Source organism: Lentzea guizhouensis (assembly GCF_001701025.1).
In the GTDB taxonomy this organism is placed as follows: domain Bacteria; phylum Actinomycetota; class Actinomycetes; order Mycobacteriales; family Pseudonocardiaceae; genus Lentzea; species Lentzea guizhouensis.
This window is the reverse complement of the sequence record NZ_CP016793.1, coordinates 3,243,430-3,265,349: the sequence shown is the minus strand read 5'-3', so window position 1 is coordinate 3,265,349 and position 21,920 is coordinate 3,243,430. Positions and strand designations below refer to the sequence as shown.

Here is a 21,920-nt window from a genome sequence, read left to right as displayed (position 1 = left end):
GTCAGTGGTGGCCCACGGCGCCCTCGGCGGACGCGGTGCGGTTGGGCAGCAGGAAGGCCACCACGATGGTGGCCACGGCCAGGGCGGTGGCCACGACGAAGGCCAACCTCATGCCGCTCAGTTGGGCGGCGGGGAGAAGAGCGCCCTCGGCGACCAGGGAGCTGGAGCGGGCGGACATCACGGTGACGACCAGGGCGGTGCCCAGGGCGGCGGCGACTTGTTGGAGGGTGCCGAGGATTGAGCTGCCGTGCGGGTACATGTCTGCCGGGAGGGCGCCCATGCCCAGGGTGAAGATGGGGGTGAAGGTGGCTGCCAGTGCGATCATCAGGAGGGCGTGCAGGGCCAGGACCTGCCAGAACGGCATGGTGGTGGAGACCTGGGTGTAGCCGGCGAGGGACAGCACGATGGCGATGGAGCCCGGGATGATGAGGGGGCGGGCGCCGAGGCGGTCGTAGAGCTTGCCGACGGTGGGGCCGAGGAGGCCCATGGCGAGGCCGCCCGGCATCAGGAGCAGGCCCGTCTCCAACGGGGAGAGGCTGCGCAGGTTCTGCAGGTACAGCGTCAGCAGCATCATCGAGCCCATCAACGCCATGAACGCGATGCACATGAGGGTCAGCGACAGGGCGAACGTGCGGTGGCGCAACGCGCGGAGGTCCATCAGCGGGGCGCCGGTGCGTTGCAACCTCAGCTGGCGGACGACGAAGAACGCGATGGTGGCGGCGCCGGCGACGACGATGCCGATGGTTGGGCCGAGGTGGTCGGTGCCCTCGCCGAAGAGGCTGAGGCCGTAGACGAGGCCGCCGAAGCCGAGGGCGGCGAGGGCTGCGCTGAGCCAGTCGATCGTGCTGACCTTGGGCTCGCCGATGTTGGTGAGCTGGCGCAGGCCGAAGTAGGTGACGGCGCCGGCGATGGGCAGGACGGCGACGAACAGCAGGCGCCACGAGCCGAGTTGCAGGATCAGGCCGGAGACCGCGGGGCCCATGGCGGGTGCCACGGAGATCGCGAGGGTCACGTTGCCCATCACGCGGCCGCGGTCCTGTTCGGGGACGACGGTCATCAGCGTGGTCATCAGCAGCGGCATCATCACGGCGGTGCCGGCGGCCTGGACGATGCGGCCGGCCAGCAGCACGGTGAACGTCGGCGCGGCGGCGGAGATGGCGGTGCCGGCCATGAACACGCTCATTGCGATCAGGTAGCCCTGGCGGGTGGTGACGCGCTGCAGGAACCAGCCGGTGATCGGGATGACGGCGGCCATGGTGAGCATGAACGCGGTGGAGACCCACTGCGCGGCCTGTTCGCTCACGTGCAGCGACTCCATCAGGCGCGGGATCGCGTTGATCATCAGCGTCTCGTTGAGGATCACCACGAACGTCGCCAGCACCAGCAGGCGCACCACCAGGGGTGTTCGGCCCTTTTGCGCGGTCGGGCGGTCTTGGATCGCAGCAGGCATGTCAGGCCCTCACTAGGTAGCTGGCACAGTCGCGGTGCGGCCAAGGCCGCCGGCATCGTCGTCGATGCCGGTTGAGACCGGCGGATCTGGCAGAAGTCATCGGTGGGTCCGAGTGTTCCGCATCGCCGCGTTCGTCTCACCCGAATTCCGCCCTCGGCGGATCAGGTCCCTCGTCCGTCTACCCGGACGTCGAACGTCCACGCTGCGAATCGACACGTTCCACGAAAAATCTTGAGACGACCGTCACGACCACGCGGCCACGTCTGTCAGCGGGCCTCGGACCGTGGTCCGAGGCGGGAGGTCGGACCGCGGGCCGATCCGGTGGCGGTGCCGCGCTGGAAGCGTTCCCGACCATGACGAACAGGTTCCCGAACGGGTGGGTGGCGGGTGTGGCGCTGGTGCTCGGGCCGGTGTTGTTGCTGGCCGGCACGCTGTTGCGGGTGCAGTTCCACTACTTCTTCCCCGACCAGCTCAAGGCCGCCGCGGACCACCCGGCGCTGCTGACGGCGGCGTACACGGCGTTCCTGGCCGGCCACGTCGTGATGTGGCCCGCCGTCGCCGAGGTCGCGCGGCGGATCGCGCCCAAGAGGCCGATGTGGGCGGCGTGGGGCGGGGTGCTGGTGACGGTCGGGCTGTTCGCGCGGACGTTCCACGCCGGCGTCGACCACGCGGCGTTCTCCGCGGTCAGGCACCGCGGCGTCGAGGAGGCGACGAAGCTGGTCGCGGACGGGTACGGCGACCTGCACCTGTTCAGCTACCTGTCCTTCACGATCATGTTCGGCTGGTACGTGCTCGCGATCGGGGCGTACCTGGGCGGTGTGCTCGGGCCGGTCCGCGCGGTGGCGCTGGCGACGACGGGCCTGTTGCCGCTGGGCGTGCTGAAGGGCGCGGAGGTGCTGTCGGTCGTGGGCACGGCCGGGTTGTGCGTCGCGCTGGTCCCGCTGGGGATCAGGGTGCTGCGCGAGATGCCGCGGCTGGGCAGGCGGGCGCTGGTGCTGGCGGCACCGGTCGCGGCGGGCCTAGGCGCGCTCGCCTTCGTCAGCACCCTCGGCTGAGCGCCTGGCCGACGGCCAGGCGAACCACAGGCCGGCGAAGATGAAGAACCCCAGCACACCCACGGCGATCGCGGGCCACCCGCCGATGACCATCTCGGCGACCAGCAGCACGGTGCCGGTCATGGCCAGCGCGAGGAAGGCGAGACCGACCAGCGCGAACGTGTTGCCGGAACCGACCACGTCCTCGCGGCGGCCCTGCCGGAACAGCACGCGGTGCCAGGCGGCGGGGGCGGTCAGGAACGCGACGGCGACGGCGGCGCAGAGGATGGTGACCAGGTGAGTCACCCGGATGTACGCACCGACGCTCGCGTACTTCTCGGTGAACGCGATGGAGAGCAGGAAGCCGAACAGGATCTGCACGCTGGCCTGCGCGACGCGGAGCTCCTGCATGAGCTCGTTGAGGTTGCGCGCGAGCCTGTGTTGCTCGGAGTCCTCGGCTTCGCTCACGCACCACCGCGTACCCCATGTGGAGTAGTCGAAACCTGGCGAACGGGCTAGAAGCGGTTGATGACGAAGAAGTCGGTCACGAACGCCACCGGGTCGCCGGACGGGTTGCGGCCGACCCACGTCGGGTAGACGCCGTCGCCCCAGCCGGTCGAGAACGCCACCACGTTCAGCCCGGACTCGACGTCGGTGACGTTCGCAGGTCCGCGGCCACCGCCGACCGCGCTCAGCGCGTCGATCAGCGCGCAGTCGCCGGACAGGTCGTCACCGGCGAGCCGGTCGACGGCGGGCGCCGCGGAGAGGTCGAAGAACGCGCCGGTGCTCGACTCGACGCCGTAGCCGAACCTCTGGCCGGGCAGCATCGGCGCCACGTGCTCGCCGGGCACCAGGGCCGGCTCCCACACGTAGGCCGGCTCGTCGCGCACGGTCAGCTTGGCCGCGGCGACCCGGTAGCCCTGGCGCACGTCGGGGAAGCCGTCGCGGTCGAGCCAGGAGACCAGGGAGACCGTGACCGGGTACTTGCCCGGCTCGAACGTCGCGGTGAACGGCTCCGCGTCCTCCGGCCACAGCACGAACGGGTCGGCGGCCACGAGCCGGCCGGTGGGCATCGCCAGCCAGCCCACCTCGCGCACGCTGATGACCTGTTGCTCGTCACCACCGGTCCGTCTGCCGACGGGACCTTCCTCGAAGAAGAGCTCGAACCCGGTCTTGATCAGCTGACTCGCCCCCACGCTCAGGTCTCCCTTCCAAGGGGCATGTTGGCAGAAGGGGTCCGCCACCCGATCGGGGCACTACCACCAAAACCTGTTCGCACTTCGGGAAAAGGGGGTTCAACAGGCAATTCCGATGCCAGGCTCCACGGCATGGGGGTGATCGAGGTCGTTCTGGGTGACATCACGCGGGAGAACGTCGACGCGATCGTGACGGCGCCGGCACTCGCACCGTGCCGACCGGGGCAGGCGGTGGCGATGCCCGCGTTCGACCTGGCGCCGGTGCGGTACGTGAGCCACACGGTGGGGCCGGCGTGGGAGGGCGGCGACCACGGCGATGCGGGACGCCGTCGAGGAGGTCCGGCTGGTCGCGTTCGACCAGGACACGTGCGACGCGCTGAACACGGCACTGGCGAGGCCGGTCGTCGAGCAGTGCCCGACGTGCGGCGCGCGGGCGGTGCCGATCGCGCACGGCGGGTACAGCGAGCGCGAGATCGCGCCGGCGGAGCGGAAGTTGATCGCGCTGGGCCACTGCTTCGAGATGGAGGACAAGCCGACGTGGGCGTGCACGGCGGACGAGGAACACCAGTGGACGAACGGCGGACGTGACCAGCATCGCGCCCAGGCCGCACTGCTGGAGGCGCCGGCCGTTCCGATCAGTGAAGATCCGGGCAGGTCAGTGCCGTAACCTGGGAGCCGTGTCCGCGCCCACCCTCAAGATCGGCCCCTACGCCGTCGACCCGCCCGTTGTGCTCGCGCCGATGGCCGGGATCACCAACGTGGCGTTCCGGCAGCTGTGCCGTCAGTACGGGGCCGGGCTCTACGTCTGCGAGATGATCACGGCCCGCGCGCTGGTCGAGCGGGATCCGATGACCATGCACATGATCACGTTCGACGAGGGGGAGAACCCCCGGTCGATGCAGCTCTACGGCGTCGATCCGAAGAACGTCGGCGAGGCCACGCGGATGATCGTGGACGAGGACCTCGCGGACCACATGGACATGAACTTCGGCTGCCCGGTGCCCAAGGTGACGCGCAAGGGCGGCGGGGCGGCGTTGCCGTACAAGCGGGAGCTGTTCCGGCAGATCGTGCGGGCCGCGGTGCGCAACGCCGGGGACATGCCGGTGACGGTGAAGTTCCGCATCGGCATCGACGACGACCACCTGACGTACCTCGACGCCGGGCGGATCGCCCAGGACGAGGGTGCGCGGGCCGTGGCGTTGCACGCGCGCACGGCGTCGCAGCGGTACTCGGGCAAGGCGGACTGGAGTGCGATCGCCCGGCTCAAGGAGGCCGTGACGAGCATTCCGGTGCTGGGCAACGGCGACATCTTCAGCGCGCAGGACGCGTTGGACATGGTGGCGCGGACCGGGTGCGACGGCGTGGTCGTCGGGCGCGGGTGCCTGGGGCGGCCGTGGTTGTTCCGCGACCTGCAGGCGGCGTTCCGGGGTGAGGAGGTGCCGCCGGGGCCGACGCTCGGGGAGGTCGCCGAGGTGTTGCGCACGCACGCGCGGTTGCTCGCGGCGCACGACGGTGAGCACAAGGGGTTGCGGGACCTGCGCAAGCACATGGCCTGGTACTGGCACGGGTTCCCGGTCGGCGGGGACACGCGGCGGGCGTTCGCGATGGTGTCGAGCCTGCAGGAGCTGGACGACCTCATCGGGCAGCTGGACGCGGACGTGCCCTTCCCCGCCAACGCGGAGGGGCCGAGGGGCCGGCAGGGTTCCGCGGCCAAGGTGGTGCTCCCCGAGGGGTGGCTGGACGACCCCGAGGACGCCACCGTTCCCGCCGGAGCGGACGTGATGCACTCCGGTGGCTGAGCGCGCGGCGGTTCTCCTCTTCTCACTGCTGCTGCTCGCGGGCTGCGGTGGCCCTGTCACGGGCACGGCGCGGCCGGTGTCGCTGTCCGACGGCGACCGGGCGAAGTTCCGCGAGTACTACGAACGGGTCAACAAGGCGGGCGACGAAGGCGCGTCCGAGCAGACCAAGCTGCTCAAGGACACCCAGCACCCCGACTTCCGGCAGAAGACCTGCGACATGCGCGGCGCCACCATCAAGGTCGAACCGACCTGGTCCACGCTTCGGGTGGACGCCGACTGGGCACCCCCTGGCGAGAAGTCGCACCCGCGCGGGGACGTGTACGTCGTCGCGGTGACGGTGACGCTGCGCCAGGAGGACGCGGTGGTCGGTAGCCAGATCGGCTCCATGCACGTGGTGCTCCTCGACGACGAGGTCTACGGGTTCGCACCCTGTCTCGGTGGCTGAACGGGTTGTTGATCTCCCAAGCTCACTGGATCGGAGCAGCTCGCGGTCAACCGGACGGGGGAAATCGCACCCCCACGCGTCCTTCTAGCTCAAGCGCCGCCTCTTAGGAGACGACACCTGGCAGGTAAGGAGGTGATCGCGATGACCGCGCTGCGACCCGAAATCGCAGAGAACGAGCAGGCCGACCTCGCTGTCGGGCAGGGGCCGAAGCTCGTCGGGCTGCACGAGTCCATCGCGACGTTGCTCGCCTCCCGCGGTCAGTGGCGCCAGGCCTACCAGCACCTGCGCTCTGCGCTCGACCTCGTCCACGCCGACCAGGACGAGGAGCCGCACGTCCCCGAGCAGCTGCGCCGCGAGGTCGACCGGCTGCGCAGGGAGCACGCAGAGGCACGTGAGCAGAGCCTGCGCGACAGCCTCACCGACTCCTACAACCGCCGCTACCTCGACCAGCAGCTGATCGACCTGCTCGCCGAGCACGGCGCGTGCCGGCACGGGCTCGCGATCGCGCTGATCGACCTCGACTGGTTCAAGCAGGTCAACGACACCTTCGGCCACCTGCTCGGCGACCGCGTGCTGCAACGCGTGGTGGAGCTGCTGCAGCAGGACCTGCCGGAGGGTGCCTTCTGCGCCCGCTACGGCGGCGAGGAGTTCGTCCTCGTGCTGCCGCGGGTGGACGCCGTCGCGGCCGTCGAGGTGGCCGAGGCTGCTCGCGAACGTGTCGAGCGTCACCCCTGGCACGAGATCGCTCCCGGGCTGCGCGTGACGGTCTCCGCGGGCCTGGCCTACGAGCCGCCCGCCGACGAAGCTCCGCAACGGCCGGCGGTCAGCGCCGAGCAGCAGCTGCTGCGCGCCGACAGCCTCCTGTACTCGGCCAAGCAGTCGGGTCGCAACGCCGTGGCGTACCGTTCGGACGGCCGGGTGCGCCTCGCCGGCGCCGCGTCCGGGCGGCGTGCCATCGCCGAAACACGCGTGATCGGTTACCGCTGAGTGACCCAGCTCACCCGTTCAGGGCAAGCGGACTGCTCATAATCGCGTACTGATCGAATTCGTATCACCCGGAGTGGTCGTCAGAAGTCGCCTACATCCGTAGTATCGCGGGCGCAACTGACACGCCGGTGATGCAACCCTTGTGTCCCGGTCGTCGTCAACTCGTAATAGCGAACCGCTAAACGCTTCTGACCCTGAAGGGAGATTGGGTGCCCGACGACCCCCGACGTGGCGGCCCCTCTTCCCGCGGTGATCAGGATCCCCAGCACGACCAGCCGACCGGCCGTAGACGTCGCTCGATGGAAGGCGCTGGGGGCCTGAGCGTCTCGGACCTCATCGAGCAGCACAGCAGGACGAACATCCCCCGGCCCGTCCCGCCTGGCTCGCCCGACGCCTCCACCACCGGCAGGCGTGCCCTGCCGGAAGACCCACCCGCAGCCGGCCGTCGCTCGCTGCCGGAACCGCCCGCCGACCAGCGGCAACCGCGGCACCGCAGAGCCTCGCCGGTGGCCAGGCGCCGACCAGACCGGTCGGCGGCGCAGGCCTGAACCCGAGCAGAACGGTGCGCGCGCGCCCGGCGCGGTGACGCCGTGCCGACCAGACCGGCGCGCGGCCCGGCCGCCAGAACCCCGCCCGGCGCTGTCCGTCCGGGCGAACAAACCGGAACGCGGCCACGGCCGCCCCAAAATCCAGCCCAGAACCCGGTGCAGAACCCGGCCCAGGGTCCGCAGAACGGCGCTCACCCCGGTGAGCAGACCGGGATGCGGCCGAGGCCCGACGCGAACGGCGCGCCCCGCCGACCGGCTCCCGGCGTGCGACCCGGCGAAGCGAGCGGGTCGGTGCGCAGGCCTGTTCCGCCCGCTGAAGCACCAGGCGTGCGACCGGGCGAGGCCAGCGGATCGGTGCGCAGGCCTGTTCCGCCCGCCGAAGCACCAGGCGTGCGACCCGGCGAGGCGAACGGACCGCTTCGGCGACCGGAACCGTCCGGTGAGGCGAACGGCGTGCCGGCGGACCAGGCCGGTGACGTGACCGGGTCGCAGCGGCGTCCGGCTCCCGCCGACCTGCCGCGCGGCCCGGCGAGGCCACCGGTGCGCAGCGCGCCGGACGCCCCGGCGTGCGGCCCGGCGAGGCCAGCGGCAGATGCGGCGACCCGCCCGGCGTTCCCGCGGACGCCGACGGCGTGCAGCGGCTCGACGCCCCGGTGGCGGCCGAGGCGGCTCGCTCCCGGTGACCGCCGTCGGCGAACGGCATCCCGCGTCCCCGGCACCGGAGGCCGCAGGCCCACTCCCGGTGAGGCACTCGACGGCGGCCCGCGCAGGCACGACGTCCCGTCCTCCACCGGCATCCCGCGCCCCGGCTCCCGGCGGCGTGCCGGAGGCCGGCCGCAGGCACCCGGGACGTGCCGTCGTCGAACAGCATCCGGCGCCCCGACCCGAACGGTGCCGCGAACGCCGTGCCGCCGAACGTCGTGCCACCCAACGCCTTGCCGCCGAACGCGGTGCCGCCGGAGGGTGGGCCGCGCAGGCTCCTCGCCGGTGACGCGCCTTCGGTGAACAGGGTGCCGCGACCGCCGGCTCCCGGCGAAGGTCCGGACACCGGGCGCAGGCCGTGCCCCGACCGGGACGTGACCGGCAGGCATCCATGCCGACGCGGCGGAGTCGAGCGGGCCCAGGCCCGTTTCCGGCGGTGTCGCCGACCGGCTCGGTGGCGCGCCCGGTGGCGTCGCGGACCGGCTGAACAACGCACCCGAGGACGCCCCGGCGGACGACCCCGGTCCCGAGGCCACGCAGGTCGCCCCGGCGGCGGGTGTCGCCAAGGTGGAGCGGCGCGAGGACATCGACCCGATGTCGCTGACCACCGAGATGGAGGCCATCGGCGAGGAGGTCAAGAAGCGCCGCGAGGTCGACCACACGCTCGCGCGGTTCTCGGCCGTGCACGACGAGCTGCTGGAGCAGGAGCGTCAGCGCAAGGAACGGCGCGCGAAGCTCATGCCGTGGCTCAACGACGGCGACGAGGACGAGGAGGCGACCCAGTTCGCCGATCCCGTCGTCGTCGGCGAGGAGAGCGACGAGAAGGCGGGTCCTGCCGGGCGCACGCCGCAGCAGCGCAAGATGATGCGCGCCGCGAAGGTCGGTGCGATCGCCGCGGCGGCCGTGGTGTTCGTGTCCACCGGCATCGGCTGGGGCGCGATGCAGTGGGCCGACTCGCAGTTCAGGGACATCGACGCGCTCGGCGGCAACTCGCAGGCGGTGCAGCAGGCCGAGAAGCAGCTCGGTGACGAGAACTTCCTGCTGGTCGGCTCGGACACCAGGGCGGGCGCGAAGGCGGGCGACAACGTCGGCACGACGGCGACCGAGAAGGGCGCCCGCTCCGACGTGATCATGCTGGCGCACATCCCGGCCGACCGGAAGCGCATGGTCGTGGTGTCGTTGCCGCGGGACGTGCGCGTCGACCGGCCGGACTGCCGCAGCTGGAACTCGGACAACGGCGAGTACGGCGGCGCGCTGGCTCCGGCCAAGGACGTCATGGCGAACAGCGTGTACGCCGAGGGCGGACCCCAGTGCGTGGCGAACATGATGACGCAGCTGACCGGTCTCAAGATCAACCACTTCGTCAGCATCGACTTCAACGGCTTCCGCGAGATGGCGACGGCGGTCGGCGGCGTGGAGATCTGCACGTCCAAGCCGATCAAGGACAACGAGATCGGCGTCGTGATCGACAAGCCGGGCAAGCACATCCTCAAGGGCGACCAGGCGCTGCAGTACGTGCGCGCCCGCTACGTCCAGGGTGACGACGCCTCGGACTTCGCCCGCATCACGCGGCAACAGCAGTTCATGTCCTCGATGCTGCGCACGGCCCTGTCGAGCGAAGTGCTGCTGAACCCCAGCCGGCTCAACGACTTCATCAAGGCCTTCACGAGGGCGACGGTCGGCGACAACATCGGCGTGGCGCAGCTGCTCGAGCTCGGGCAGTCGTTGCAGGGCTTGGAGGCGGGCCGGGTGTCGTTCGTGACGATGCCGCACTGGACCGACGACGCCAAGCTCATCAACAACCCGGACGACAACGTCGAGCGGTTGGACGAGGACGGCGTCAAGAGGCTCTTCCAGTCGATCATCGACGGAACTCCGCTGCCGCTGGAGAAGCCGGCCGAGCAGAAGCCCGGCGAGCAGAACGCCGCGCCCAAGCAGGGTTCGGTGATCGACCCGAAGAGCTTCTCGATCCAGGTGTTCAACGGCGACCCGGCCAACGACGGCGGGGCCGGGCGCACCGCCACCGCGTTGCAGGGCGTCGGTTTCCAGGTCTCCTCCCGGGGCGATGCCCCGGAACGGGCGGCGAAGACGATCATCCGCTACGCGAAGGGCTTCGAGGACAAGGCGGCGACGCTGCGGGCCGCGGTGCCCAAGGCGGAGCTCGTGGAGGCCCCGGAGATGGGCGGCGCGGTGATGCTGGTCATCGGTGCCGACTTCGACGGCAAGGTGGTCGACCCGAAGAACGGTTCTGCCGCTCCTCCCGCAGGTCAGAACCAGGCCGCGGGCAACAAGAACGATCTGTCCGTTGTGAACGCGGGCCAGGACCCCTGCGCGAAGTGATTCGCCTGGGGTTCACCCGCGGTTCATGCCGGCATGTCGCTGCCGCGATGGCCGCAACGTAGGCTGACCCCCATGCGCGAGGCCTACACCGACCAGCTAGAACAGCTCGCCGAACGACTGGCCGACATGACCGGCATGGTCGCTGAGGCGATGGAGAACGCGACCGCTGCCCTGCTGCAGGCCGACCTCGGTCTCGCGGAACAGGTCATCAGCGGTGACCAGAAGGTCGACGACGTCCGCTCCAGCATCGAGGAGCAGGCTTACGCGCTCCTCGCGTTGCAGGCACCGGTCGCGACCGACCTGCGCACCGTGCTCGCGGTGATCCACGCGGCCGAGAGCGTGGAGCGGATGGGCGACCTGGCGCTGCACGTGGCGAAGGCCGCGCGGCGCCGGCACCCGTCCTCGGCGCTGCCGGAGGACGTCAAGCCGTACTTCACCGAGATGGGCCGGATCGCGGTCAAGCTCGCGACGGAGGCCGCCGAGGTCATCCGGCAGAAGGACGTCGAGCGCGCGCGCAACCTCGAGGACGAGGACGACGCGATGGACGACATCCACCGCCACCTGTTCTCGGTGATCATGGACAAGGAGTGGCAGCACGGAGTCGCGGCCGCCGTGGACGTGACCCTGCTGGGCCGCTTCTACGAGCGCTACGGCGACCACGCCGTGTCGGTCGCCAAGCGCACCGTCTTCGTCGTCACCGGCCGGATGCCCGGCTACGGTGGCGACGACGACATCTAGAAACCACTAACCGCGAAGCTGCCCATCGCGCTCCGCTTCGAGCTCCGGATCGGCGTACGCCTCGGAGAACTCGGCGAGCACGGTGGGCAGTTCCGCGTCCCAGGCCTCCCGCGCCTCCTCGCGCGGCAGGTCCCGCGCGTCCGCGGTGAAGTACGCCCACGCGCGCATGACCTCGGGCAGCAGGGCCAGGTCCTCGTCCGACACGTGCAGCCGTGCCGCCACGGCCAGGATCAGCACGCCGGTCAGCGACGCGGGCCCGTACGCCACCGGGTCGCGGTCCTGTGCGGCGGCCTCCCCGGCGAGCACCCGCGCGAGCGCCCCGGCCAGCTCGGCGTCCGGCAGCGCCGCACCGTGCTCGGACGCGAGGAACGCCGCGACCACCTCGTCCGTCCTGTCCGGACGTTCGGGGATCGTGTAGTCGTCCGGCACCAACGCCCGCACCCGCGCGTCGGCCAGCGCCATCAGCTGGATCGGGTGCCGCGCCTCCTCGTCGTCGTCGAGCAGACCGGCCTCCGCCTCCTCGTCGGGCTCCTCGTTCCAGAACAGCTCGATGTCCGGCCACACCCGGTCGAACGCCTCGCTCGCGCTCATCGGCATGATGAGGTCCCGGAACGCTCCCGGCGCGGACGCGATCATGTCCTGCAGCAACGCGGTCGTGCCCTCGGCAGGCGTCGCGAAGAGCTCGATCGCGGTGGCGCCCAGCACTGGCTGCCGCATGAACAGCACGGTCTCCACGGCACCGGCGCGTTCCTGGGTGATCGCGACGACCTCGACGTCGCCCAGCAGGTTCGTGACGAGGAACGCCTCGCGGAACTCCAGCGCCGCACCGGGAACGAACCACGCCGGGTCGGCAACCCCCTGCGCGGCAAGGCTTTCCGCAGCCTCGGCGGCCAGGTCTCCCGACGCCACACCGGACAGCGCGCGCAGCGCGGTCAGCGCGGCCTCGTCACCGGCCCCGCTCACCCCCGCGACGAGCTTCTCGTGCTCGGACTCGAACGCCTGCGAGGGTTCCGGGAACCGCCAGGACCCCAGCCAGAGCGACGCCACGACCTCGCTCGCCCAGGCGTCCGCGAGCAACCAGGACTCGGAACGCACAGCGGCCGCCGACTCGAGCAACGCCCCGTACGGGGACTGCTGCTCAGGCCGGCGGCCGGGGCGAGAACCTTGCTTCTTCTTGCGCGACTTGCTCTGCGGGCTCACGCCCAGCAATTTAGCCGAACCCGCGGATTTAGCCGAAGCGGCCGGAGATGTAGTCCTCGGTCGCCTTCTGCCCGGGGTTGGAGAAGATCTTCTCCGTGTCGTCCACCTCGATCAGCTGACCGGGCTGACCGACACCCAGCAGGTTGAAGAACGCGGTCTGGTCGGACACGCGCGCCGCCTGCTGCATGTTGTGAGTCACGATGACGATCGTGTACTCCTTCTTCAGCTCCGTGATCAGGTCCTCGATCGCGAGCGTGGAGATCGGGTCCAGGGCCGAGCAGGGCTCGTCCATCAGCAGCACGTCGGGCTGCACGGCGATGGCACGGGCGATGCACAGACGCTGCTGCTGACCACCGGAGAGGCCGCCACCGGGGCGGTCGAGGCGGTCCTTGACCTCGTTCCACAGGTTGGCGCCGCGCAGCGAGCGCTCCGCCACCTCGTCGAGCTCCTTCTTGTTCTTCACGCCGGAGAGCCGCAGGCCGGCCACCACGTTGTCGCGGATGGACATCGTGGGGAACGGGTTGGGGCGCTGGAACACCATGCCGATGGTGCGGCGCACCTCGACCGGGTCCACAGTGGACGCGTAGATGTCCTCGCCGTCGAGCAGCACCTTGCCCTCGACGCGCGCGCCGATCGCGACCTCGTGCATGCGGTTGAGCGACCGCAGCACGGTCGACTTGCCGCAACCGGAGGGGCCGATGAACGCGGTCACGTTCTTCGGCGGCACCGCGAGCGAGACGTTCTCCACGGCGTGGAACTTGCCGTAGAAGAGGTTCAGGTCCTTGATGTCGAGTCGCTTGGCCATGTCCGCCCGCTCACTTCGTCTTCGGCGCCAGCGCCCGCGAGATCACGGTCGCCAGGAGGTTGAACAGGGTGATGAGGACGACGAGGGTGATCGCCGCGCCCCAGATGCGTTCGAAGCCCGCCTGCGTCGGGTTGTTGCGCTCGTTCACCATCATCAACGGCAGCGACGCCATCGGGCCGTCGAAGAGGTTGTAGTTGATGAACGGCGCGTACGCCGCGAGCACCAGCACCGGTGCCGTCTCGCCCATGACGCGGGCGAGGGCCAGCATGATGCCGGTGAGGATGCCGGACAGCGCCGTCGGGATGACGATCTTGACGATCGTCTTCCACTTCGGGATGCCCAGCGCGTAGGAGGCCTCGCGCAGCTCGTCCGGGACGATCTTCAGCATCTCCTCGGTCGTGCGCACGATGACCGGCACCATCAGCAGCACCAGTGCGAGCGACACCGCGAAGGCGCTGCGGCCGAGGCCGAAGTACGTGATCCAGACCGTGTAGATGAACAGCGCGGCGACGATCGAGGGGACACCGGTGAGGATGTCGACCATGAACGTCGTGGCCTTGGCGAGCTTCGAGCGGCCGCCGTACTCGACGAGGTAGATCGCGACCATGATGCCGATCGGCACGGAGATGACCGCGCAGATCAGGCCCTGGACCAGGGTGCCGTAGATCGCGTGGTACGCGCCGCCACCCTGCTGGCGGGCCAGCAGGCCCGACATCGACTTCTGCCACCAGTCACCGTCGAGGACGACCGGGAACCCGCGCTGGATGACGGTGTAGAGCACCCACACCAGCGGGATGACCGCGATCAGGAACGCGCCCCACACCAGTGCGGTGGCGAGGCCGTTCTTGATCTGGCGGGGCAGGCTGACCGACTGGAACGTCGGCGGCGTCGCGAGGCGCGTGGGGTCCGCGAGGTTGGTGCTCACTCGTACTCCTTGTGGCCGGCGACGATCGAGCGCGCGATGGCGTTGACGACGAAGGTCAGCACGAACAGCACCAGACCGGCGGCGATGTAGGCACCCGCCGAGCGCGCGTCGTTGAACTCCGGCGCGGCCAGCGCGATCTTCGACGCGAAGGTCGAGCCACCGTCGAAGAGCGACCAGCCGAACGAGGAGGTGGCGGTGCTCAGGATGATCGCGACGGCGATGGTCTCACCGAGCGCGCGGCCGAGGCCGAGCATCGAGGCGCTGACGTAACCGGCCTTGCCGAACGGCAGGACGGTGGTGCGCACGACCTCCCACTTGGTCGCACCGAGCGCGATGGCGCCCTCGATGTGCATGGTGGGCGTGCGCTCGAAGACCTCGCGGCTGACGGCCGTGATGATCGGCAGGATCATCACCGCGACGACGATGCCCGCGGTGAAGATGGTGCCGCCGAGCTGCACGTTCACGTTGCCCTTGGCGAACAGCGGGATCCAGCCGAGGTTCGCGATCAGCCACTCGGAGAACGGGAAGAGCACCGGGCCGAGCACGAACAGGCCCCACAGGCCGAAGACGATCGAGGGGACCGCGGCGAGGAGGTCCACCATGTAGGCGAACGGCCGGGCGAGGTTGCGCGGCGCGTACTGCGTGAGGAACAGCGCGATGCCCAGCGCGATCGGCATGGCGATCAGCAGGGCCACCACCGCGACCACGACCGTGACGAGCGTCAGGTCCAGGATGCCGAACCGCAGGTTCGACGGGTCCGTGGTGTTCCACTCGCGACTGGTCAGGAAGTTGACGTTGTCCAGCCCGAGCGACGGGATGGCCTGCAGGATGAGGAACAGGCCGATCGCGCCGATGAGGACGACGATGAAGACACCAGACCCCGTCGCCAGGCCGCGGAAGATGCGGTCACCGGGCCGAACGTGCGGTGCCTTTGGGGTTTCTGGAGCTTCCGGTGTCGGGGGAATCGGAGCCTCCGAGGCGTGGGGAGCAGCCGCAACGCCCCGCTCGGCTCCGGAGGCACCGGAGCCGGCGGGGCGCTTGGCCACGACGGGATCGTTCATCGCGTCAGCGTTTGTCGAAGTCTCGCATCAACCTCAGGCGATCGCCTTCACGGCGGTCAGCAGCTTGTCCTGGAACGCCTTGGGCAGCGGCACGTAGCCGGCCTCGGCGAGCTGCTCCTGGCCCGTGGTGGCGGCCACCGTGAGGAACGCCTTGACGGCCTTGGCCGTGTCGGCGTCGTAGCCCTTCGAGCAGACGATCTCGTAGGTCGCGAGCAGCAGCGGGTACGAACCGGCGGTCTTGGAGCCGTAGATCGAGTCGAGGTCGAGGACCAGGTCGTTGCCCGTGCCCTTGATCTTCGCGCCGTCGATGGCCTTGCCGGCCGTCTCGGCGGTCAGCTCGACCGCACCGGCACCGGAGTCGATCTTGGCGATCGAGAGCTTGTTGTCCTGCGCGAACGACCACTCGACGTAGGTGATGGCACCGTCGATGGAGCCGACGGCCTGCGCGACACCGGCGGACTTCTCCTTGCCCTCGCCGATACCGCCCTTGAACTGCTTGCCGTCACCCTTGGTCCAGCCGCCGGCGACCTTCAGGTACTTCTGGAAGTTGTCGGTGGTGCCCGACTCGTCCGAGCGGTAGATGACCGCGATGTCCTTGTCCGGCAGGTTCGCGGAGCCGTTGAGCGCCTTGATGGCCGGGTCGTTCCACTTCTTGACCGTGCCGGAGAAGATCGCGGCGGTGGTCTTGGCGTCCAGCACGAGGCTGTCCACACCGGACACCTTGTAGCCGATGGCGACGGGGCCGAACACCAGCGGGAGGTTCCACGCCGGGTTGCCCTGGCAGCGCTTGGTGGCCGCCTCGGTCTCGGCGCCCTCCTTCAGCGCGGAGTCCGAACCACCGAAGTCGACCTGGGCCGCGTTGAAGTTCTTGACACCCGCGCCGGAGCCGGACGGGTTGTACGCGAGGTTGGTGCCGGGGCACGCCGCCTGGTAGGCCTGCACGAACGCGTCGACCGCGTTCTTCTGCGCGGAAGAGCCTTCGGCGTTCAGGTTGGTCTTGCCACCACACTCGACCCCGGAGGCAGCGGGCGTGTTCGTGCTGCCGCCCGTGCCCGTGTTGTTGTCGGAACCACACGCACTGAGCAGAAGCGCGCTGGCCGCGACGAGGCCGAGCACGGCGCCGTGCCGCTGGATCTTCACCTTGGTCCTCCACCTTGCGGAAGCATTAGCGGTTTCGCGACGGACGTCGCCGCTCGCTTCGGAAGGTAGGTAGCCATGGTGGACAGCCCACCTAGTCAGGGTGAACGACAGGTGAACACCGAACGGGAAGTGACGGGTCACACGGCCAAGCGAGTGACAGCGTGACCAGGGCGTATGCGTTTTGTGACGATCTGTTGACTACCGGGCGTACTGGACATCGGCGTCCCACAGGGTGAATCCGAGCTTGGTGTAGACCCGGACCGCCGCCGTGTTGTCCGACTCGACGTACAGCATGACCTCCTCGACCCGCTGGTCACGCAGGTGCCGCAGGCCGGCCAGCGTCAGCGCCTTGCCGAGACCACCACCCTGCCGGTCGGGGTCGACGCCCACGACGTAGACCTCGCCGAGCGCGGGAGTGTGCACCTTCGTCCAGTGGAAGCCGACCAGCCGGTCGTCGGAGTCGAAGGCGAGCAGGAACCCGGCCGGGTCGAACCAGGGCTCGTCCTCCTTGGCCCGGACGTCCTCGATGGACATCGCGCCCTGCTCGGGGTGCCAGTCGAACGCGCGGTGGTTGACGTAGACGACCGCGGCCTCGTCCTTGCCGGGCACGAACGACCGGATCGTGACGCCGTCGGGCAGCGTCGGCTCCGGCAGGTCGTCCTGCACGCGCAGGCGCATCCGCAGCAGCTCGCGGGCCTTCTGGAAGCCGAGCTCCTGCGCGAGCCTGGCCGCGTCCGGGTGGCCGCCGTGCGCCCAGATCCGCAGGTTCTCGGCGGGCAGCGCCGTCACCAGCTCGGCACCCACGCCGCGGTGGCGGTGCCCGGGGTGCACGGCGAGCTCGGCGACCTGGTGGCCGCCGGAGTCTCCCAGCACGTCGAGGTGCGCGTAACCGGCGAGCTCACCGTCCACAGTCGCGAGCAGGTGCCTGCTGCCGGTGGCTCCGGGCCGCATCCGCAGCCGCACCGCCTCGCCCACCGGGGCGACGCCGTCGGTCGCCTCCGCGGCGCTCAGCAGCCGCGCGACCTCCGCGGCCTGGTCGCTCGTCAGCTCGTCGTGCCAGCTCAGTTCCGCCACACCGGCGAACCTACCGCGCGATCAACTCGTCATCCAGGACGCGGACGGAGTCGGTGGCCTCCACATCGGACGCGCGGCGGGACGAGCCGGGACGCGGCGGCCGGACGAACTTGTAGCCGACGTTGCGCACGGTGCCGATCAACGCCTCGTGCTCGGGGCCGAGCTTGGCGCGCAGCCGTCGCACGTGGACGTCCACGGTGCGGGTGCCGCCGAAGAAGTCGTAGCCCCAGACCTCCTGCAGCAGCTGCGCGCGGGTGAACACCCGGCCCGCGTGCTGCGCGAGGTACTTGAGCAGCTCGAACTCCTTGTAGGTGAGGTCGAGCGGGCGGCCCTTGAGGCGCGCGGTGTAGGTGGCCTCGTCGATCACCAGGTCGCCGAGCTGCAGCGCGCCGTCGCCACCGGGCTGGGTGGCGCCGCGGCGCGAGCGGACCAGGCGCAGGCGGGCGTCGACCTCGGCCGGGCCGGAGGTGGGGAGCAGGATCTCGTCGACCGACCAGTCGGAGTTGACCGCGACCAGGCCGCCCTCGGTGACCACGGCCACCACGGGGACGTCCACGCCGGACGAGTCGAGCAGGCGGCACAGCGAGCGGGCGCCGACCAGGTCGGTGCGGGCGTCGACCAGCACGATGTCGTGGGGGCCCGCTTCGAGGAGCGCGGACACCTCGGGGCGCAGCGGGCGGACCGCGTGCGGGAGCAGTGCCAGCGCGGGGAGCACGGCCTCCGGGTCGGGGTCTGTCGTCAGCAGAAGCACGTCGATGCTCATCGCGGCGCCCTCCAAGTCGGCCGTGGTCGGTCACCACGACCAGACCAGCGGCGTACGGTGACCGGGCCCCGTTGCCTGCGGATGACGGAGACAATACCGGTGCACCCCGAGAAAGTCCCAGGTCAAGAAGCCGTGCTCACAGTTGTTTCCACAAGCGTCACGCCTGTTACATCCATGTCACACGACGGCGTGCGCCTGCACGGGGTCCACCACAAGGGTGAAAGCTCGCTCGTTTTCGTTGTGGGACATGGGTTCACGAACAACGTGACCAAGCCGTACGTGGCACGGGTGCTGGCCCGTTTCGCCCGGCACGCGGGTGTCGTGGCGTTCGACTTCCGCGGCCACGGCCGGTCCGGCGGGCGCTGCACGGTCGGCGCCGACGAGGTCCACGACGTCGAGGCGGCCGTCCGGACGGCTCGTGAACTGGGTTACACCCGCGTTGCCACGGTCGGGTTCTCGATGGGTGCCTCGGTCGTCATCCGGCACGCGGCGCTGGAGGAGACCAAGCCCGACGCGGTGATCTCGGTCAGCGGGCCGGCGCGCTGGTGGTCGCGGGAGACCGCGCCGATGCGCCGGGTGCACTGGCTGCTGGAGCAACCGCACGGCAAGCTCGCGGCCCGCGCCATCGGGGTTCGGCTCGGTGACCCGTGGGTACAGGTGCCCGAGAGCCCGCTGGAGGTGGTCTCGCGCGTCACGCCGACCCCACTGCTGGTCGTGCACGGTGAGCTGGATCACTATTTCGGGCCGGAACACGCCAAGTCGTTGCACCGCGCGTCCTCCGGACATGCGCAGCTGTGGCTGGAGCCCGGCATGCGGCACGCGGAGTCTGCGACGACTCCTGACCTGGTAGACCGGATGGCGGCCTGGACCGCCGGCAACGTCGAGGACGAGGGATGACTGCAGGGCACTCTGGACAGAGCGGCGCGCGCAAGGTCAAGCGGAAGTCGCGGCGCGGCAAGTTCCTCGTCATCGCGGTGCTCGTGCTCGGCGTGCTGCTGGTGGCCGCCGACTTCGCGCTGGCGGCGGCGGCCGAGTACCAGATCGCGCAGCGGATGCGGGAGAAGCTGCAGCTCAAGGAGGACCCGTCGGTCCGGATCAGCGGCTTCCCGTTCGTGCTGCAGGCGGTCCGCGGCGACTACACGCGCGTGGAGATCGACGCGTACGGCGTGCCGATCAAGGACGAGCAGAAGGACATCGAGCTGCGCGACCTCGACATCGAGGCCGACCTGCACCACACCCGCGTCGAGCTCGGCGACCTGCTCGCCGGCAACGTCTCCAAGGCCACCATCGACCAGGTCGACGGCAAGGTGCGGATCAAGGCGCTCGACCTGAACCGGCTGGCGAACCAGGTCACGCCGTTCGACAAGCTCTCGATCGAGCCGGACAACCGCACCACCACCGCCACCCCGACGCCCGTGGCGCCGGAGACCCCCAAGCCCAAGACCACCGCCGCGATCAAGCTCTCCGGCCAGACCAACCTCGCCGGCAAGACCGTCACGGTCACCGCCTACGGCCAGATCGCGCTCGTCGACGGCGCCATCCAGATCAGCGTTGACGACATCGAGCTCGAGGACGCGTCGCTCAAGCAGCTCGTCCCGCAGCTGCGCAACGCACTCGCCATCAAGATCGACCCCGGCGCCCTCCCGTTCGGCGCGAAGCCCACCGCCGTCGAGGTGGAGAACGGTGCGTTCACCCTGAGCGGCGTGATCACGGATGTACCGTTGGAACAACGATGACAGGTGTCTGGGCGCTGCTGGGCGCGCTGGCCGTGGCCAGTGCGATCGGTGTGCTGCTCAAGGTCCGCGAGGGCCGCATCAAGCAGTCGTCCCGTTCCTCCGCAGCCGCCGACCTGCCGGCGCCCGTGCGTGAGCTGCTCACGCCGGGCGTGACCCTGGTCCAGCTCTCCACCACGTTCTGCGCGCCCTGCCGCCACGCCAAGGTGGTCCTGCGCGACCTCGCCGACCGCACCGACGGCCTCGCCCACGCCGAACTGGACGTGACGAACCTGCCGGACGTCGCCGCCCAGCTCGGCGTGATGCGCACGCCGACGACGCTGGCCCTGACGGCCGACGGCACCGAGGTGTTGCGAGTCGGCGGCGTCCCGAAACGCGACACCTTGCTCGAAGCCCTGCGCCCCCATCTGGGCGCGCAACCGGCCTAATCCGGTCGAGTGAACCTGCGTTGTTCCACCAGATGGACATATCTCCCGGACCGAGGGATCCGGTACTACCCTCGCTGGCATGACCATGCTGCTCACGAGGCGACGCGCGGTTGACCTGTGCCGCGTGCGCAGCAGCCTGTGTCGCACGACGAGCTGACTGGGCCGCTTGACGCCCATCAGCCACCTCTGACGGACTGAATCACTCCTCGTCCGAATGTCCGGAGGTCGTCGTGTCCAAAGATGCCCCTGTAGACCCGCGCGGACCGCGCTTCTCCGCCTGGATGACCACCGTCGTCCTCGCGATCGTGTTGCTCACCGGCTGGTGGCGCCTGCTCGCCGCCCAGACCGTGCTCTTCGCGATGTGCGCGTTCATCTCGCTGAAGCTCAACCCGTGGGGTCACGTCTACCGCTACGCCATCCAGCCGCGCATCACCCCGACCACCGAACGCGAGGAAGCAGCCCCGCTGCGCTTCGCCCAGGGCGTCGGTTTCGTGTTCGCACTGCTCGGCACGATCGGCTACGCCACCGGCTACACCACCTTCGGCACCGTCGCCACCAGCCTCGCGCTGGTCGCCGCGTTCCTCAACGCGGCCTTCGGCCTGTGCCTCGGGTGCGAGGTGTACCTGCTGCTGCGCCGGTACGCACCCGCCCTCGCCCGTCCGCAATGACAAAGCACTGAACCTCAATTGGGAGCAACTTCGATGAGCCGTGAAAACGTGCTGGTCTCGGCCGCCTGGTCCGAGGAGAACCTCCAGACGCCCGGCGTCGTCTTCGCGGAGGTCGACGAGGACACCACCGCGTACGAGGGCGGCCACATCCCGGGCGCCGTTAAGATCGACTGGAAGAACGACCTCCAGGACCCGGTGCGCCGCGACTTCGTCGACCGCGAGGGCTTCGAGAAGCTGCTCTCCGCCAAGGGCATCTCCAACGACGACACCGTCGTCCTCTACGGCGGCAACAACAACTGGTTCGCCGCCTACGCCTACTGGTACTTCAAGCTCTACGGCCACAACGACGTCAAGCTCCTCGACGGCGGCCGCAAGAAGTGGGAGCTCGACGGCCGCCCCCTCGACAAGGAGGAGGTCGTCCGCGAAGCCACCTCCTACCAGGCCAAGGAGCAGGACCTCTCGATCCGCGCCTTCCGCGACGAGGTCGTCGAGGCCATCGGCAACAAGAACCTCGTCGACGTCCGCTCCCCCGACGAGTTCTCCGGCAAGCTCCTCGCCCCGGCCCACCTCCCCCAGGAACAGGCCCAGCGCGGCGGCCACATCCCCTCGGCCGTGAACGTGCCGTGGAGCAAGGCCGCCAACGAGGACGGCACCTTCAAGTCCGACGAGGAGCTCCGCGAGCTCTACGCCGAAGCAGGCTTCGACGGCTCCCGCAAGACCATCGCCTACTGCCGCATCGGCGAGCGCTCCTCCCACACCTGGTTCGCCCTGCGCGAGCTCCTCGGCCACGAGGACGTCAAGAACTACGACGGCTCCTGGACCGAATACGGCTCGCTCATCGGCGTGCCGATCGAGCTCGGCACCGGCAAGGAGGCCTGATCCCC

At 70.0% G+C, this 21,920-nt stretch carries 24 protein-coding genes and 1 pseudogene; 14 read left to right on the top strand and 11 right to left on the bottom strand.

Annotation, left to right across the window (positions count from 1 at the left end; genetic code table 11):
* Position 1 precedes the first annotated feature (1 nt).
* A complete protein-coding gene (locus BBK82_RS16295; RefSeq protein ID WP_065915779.1) occupies positions 2–1,450 on the bottom strand; it encodes an MDR family MFS transporter in 1,449 nt (482 codons plus the stop codon).
* A gap of 353 nt (positions 1,451–1,803) precedes the next feature.
* Between BBK82_RS16295 and BBK82_RS16290 the strand changes: the two genes are divergently transcribed.
* Complete coding sequence (locus BBK82_RS16290) at positions 1,804–2,505, top strand: hypothetical protein (protein WP_065915778.1); 702 nt, start codon at positions 1,804–1,806, stop codon at positions 2,503–2,505.
* Here the strand turns inward: BBK82_RS16290 and BBK82_RS16285 are convergent.
* Positions 2,470–2,952, bottom strand: coding sequence for a DUF6328 family protein (locus tag BBK82_RS16285; protein WP_065915777.1), 483 nt, complete (start codon positions 2,950–2,952; stop codon positions 2,470–2,472). The genes BBK82_RS16290 and BBK82_RS16285 overlap by 36 nt on opposite strands.
* A gap of 47 nt (positions 2,953–2,999) precedes the next feature.
* A complete protein-coding gene (locus tag BBK82_RS16280) occupies positions 3,000–3,680 on the bottom strand; it encodes a DUF4241 domain-containing protein (protein ID WP_083267985.1) in 681 nt (226 codons plus the stop codon).
* A gap of 24 nt (positions 3,681–3,704) precedes the next feature.
* Here BBK82_RS16280 and BBK82_RS56275 point away from each other — a divergent pair.
* From BBK82_RS56275 to BBK82_RS50245, 6 genes and pseudogenes are all read left to right on the top strand, one after another.
* A pseudogene (locus BBK82_RS56275) lies at positions 3,705–3,980 on the top strand (macro domain-containing protein); the annotation flags it as partial.
* Between the two features lie 16 nt (positions 3,981–3,996).
* Positions 3,997–4,347, top strand: coding sequence for a hypothetical protein (locus BBK82_RS54120; protein WP_065915776.1), 351 nt, complete (start codon positions 3,997–3,999; stop codon positions 4,345–4,347).
* A 1-nt stretch (position 4,348) separates the two neighbouring features.
* Positions 4,349–5,479, top strand: coding sequence for a tRNA dihydrouridine synthase DusB (gene dusB / locus BBK82_RS16270; protein WP_065921113.1), 1,131 nt, complete (start codon positions 4,349–4,351; stop codon positions 5,477–5,479).
* Positions 5,472–5,924, top strand: coding sequence for a hypothetical protein (locus BBK82_RS16265; RefSeq protein WP_065915775.1), 453 nt, complete (start codon positions 5,472–5,474; stop codon positions 5,922–5,924). Before dusB ends, BBK82_RS16265 begins: the two co-directional genes overlap by 8 nt.
* A gap of 141 nt (positions 5,925–6,065) precedes the next feature.
* Positions 6,066–6,911 carry a GGDEF domain-containing protein gene (locus BBK82_RS16260; protein ID WP_083268818.1) on the top strand — a complete coding sequence of 282 codons (846 nt, stop codon included), beginning with the start codon at positions 6,066–6,068 and terminating at the stop codon, positions 6,909–6,911.
* Between the two features lie 299 nt (positions 6,912–7,210).
* Positions 7,211–7,459 (top strand): hypothetical protein, encoded by a 249-nt coding sequence (locus BBK82_RS50245; RefSeq protein WP_154697346.1) that lies wholly within the window; start codon positions 7,211–7,213, stop codon positions 7,457–7,459.
* Positions 7,460–7,650: 191 nt separating this feature from the next.
* On the opposite strand, the gene BBK82_RS50240 is transcribed toward BBK82_RS50245, so the two are convergent.
* Positions 7,651–8,256: a TrbL/VirB6 family protein gene (locus BBK82_RS50240; protein WP_154697345.1), complete on the bottom strand. Its 606-nt coding sequence runs from the start codon at positions 8,254–8,256 to the stop codon at positions 7,651–7,653.
* A gap of 472 nt (positions 8,257–8,728) precedes the next feature.
* Here BBK82_RS50240 and BBK82_RS16255 point away from each other — a divergent pair, with 472 nt between their 5' ends.
* Together BBK82_RS16255 and phoU are read left to right on the top strand one after the other, a co-directional pair.
* Positions 8,729–10,501: an LCP family protein gene (locus tag BBK82_RS16255; RefSeq protein WP_065915774.1), complete on the top strand. Its 1,773-nt coding sequence runs from the start codon at positions 8,729–8,731 to the stop codon at positions 10,499–10,501.
* Positions 10,502–10,573: 72 nt separating this feature from the next.
* Positions 10,574–11,239 (top strand): phosphate signaling complex protein PhoU, encoded by a 666-nt coding sequence (gene phoU, locus BBK82_RS16250; protein WP_065915773.1) that lies wholly within the window; start codon positions 10,574–10,576, stop codon positions 11,237–11,239.
* Between the two features lie 6 nt (positions 11,240–11,245).
* Here the strand turns inward: phoU and BBK82_RS16245 are convergent, their stop codons facing one another.
* From BBK82_RS16245 to BBK82_RS16215, 7 genes are all read right to left on the bottom strand, one after another.
* On the bottom strand, positions 11,246–12,439 hold the full coding sequence (locus tag BBK82_RS16245; RefSeq protein WP_154697344.1) for a hypothetical protein: 1,194 nt from the start codon (positions 12,437–12,439) through the stop codon (positions 11,246–11,248).
* A gap of 28 nt (positions 12,440–12,467) precedes the next feature.
* Entirely contained in the window at positions 12,468–13,244 is a 777-nt protein-coding gene (gene pstB, locus BBK82_RS16240; protein ID WP_065915771.1) for a phosphate ABC transporter ATP-binding protein PstB, read from the bottom strand.
* Positions 13,245–13,254: 10 nt separating this feature from the next.
* Complete coding sequence (gene pstA / locus BBK82_RS16235; RefSeq protein ID WP_065915770.1) at positions 13,255–14,169, bottom strand: phosphate ABC transporter permease PstA; 915 nt, start codon at positions 14,167–14,169, stop codon at positions 13,255–13,257.
* Complete coding sequence (gene pstC, locus BBK82_RS16230) at positions 14,166–15,230, bottom strand: phosphate ABC transporter permease subunit PstC (RefSeq protein ID WP_083267984.1); 1,065 nt, start codon at positions 15,228–15,230, stop codon at positions 14,166–14,168. Before pstC ends, pstA begins: the two co-directional genes overlap by 4 nt.
* Positions 15,231–15,263: 33 nt before the next feature.
* Complete coding sequence (pstS, locus tag BBK82_RS16225; RefSeq protein ID WP_065915769.1) at positions 15,264–16,370, bottom strand: phosphate ABC transporter substrate-binding protein PstS; 1,107 nt, start codon at positions 16,368–16,370, stop codon at positions 15,264–15,266.
* A 198-nt stretch (positions 16,371–16,568) separates the two neighbouring features.
* Entirely contained in the window at positions 16,569–17,444 is an 876-nt protein-coding gene (mshD, locus tag BBK82_RS16220) for a mycothiol synthase (protein WP_065915768.1), read from the bottom strand.
* Between the two features lie 10 nt (positions 17,445–17,454).
* On the bottom strand, positions 17,455–18,207 hold the full coding sequence (locus tag BBK82_RS16215) for a response regulator transcription factor (RefSeq protein WP_065921110.1): 753 nt from the start codon (positions 18,205–18,207) through the stop codon (positions 17,455–17,457).
* 264 nt (positions 18,208–18,471) lie between these two features.
* Between BBK82_RS16215 and BBK82_RS16210 the strand changes: the two genes are divergently transcribed.
* From BBK82_RS16210 to BBK82_RS16190, 5 genes are all read left to right on the top strand, one after another.
* Positions 18,472–19,104: an alpha/beta hydrolase family protein gene (locus BBK82_RS16210; RefSeq protein ID WP_237048217.1), complete on the top strand. Its 633-nt coding sequence runs from the start codon at positions 18,472–18,474 to the stop codon at positions 19,102–19,104.
* Positions 19,101–19,943 carry an LmeA family phospholipid-binding protein gene (locus BBK82_RS16205; protein WP_065915766.1) on the top strand — a complete coding sequence of 281 codons (843 nt, stop codon included), beginning with the start codon at positions 19,101–19,103 and terminating at the stop codon, positions 19,941–19,943. Before BBK82_RS16210 ends, BBK82_RS16205 begins: the two co-directional genes overlap by 4 nt.
* Positions 19,940–20,368, top strand: coding sequence for a thioredoxin family protein (locus tag BBK82_RS16200; protein WP_065915765.1), 429 nt, complete (start codon positions 19,940–19,942; stop codon positions 20,366–20,368). The genes BBK82_RS16205 and BBK82_RS16200 overlap by 4 nt, the downstream gene beginning before the upstream one ends.
* A 281-nt stretch (positions 20,369–20,649) precedes the next feature.
* Positions 20,650–21,036, top strand: coding sequence for a DUF4395 domain-containing protein (locus BBK82_RS16195; protein ID WP_065915764.1), 387 nt, complete (start codon positions 20,650–20,652; stop codon positions 21,034–21,036).
* A 33-nt stretch (positions 21,037–21,069) separates the two neighbouring features.
* Positions 21,070–21,915, top strand: a complete 846-nt coding sequence (locus BBK82_RS16190) for a sulfurtransferase (protein ID WP_065915763.1) — start codon at positions 21,070–21,072, stop codon at positions 21,913–21,915.
* The last annotated feature ends 5 nt before the right edge of the window (positions 21,916–21,920 follow it).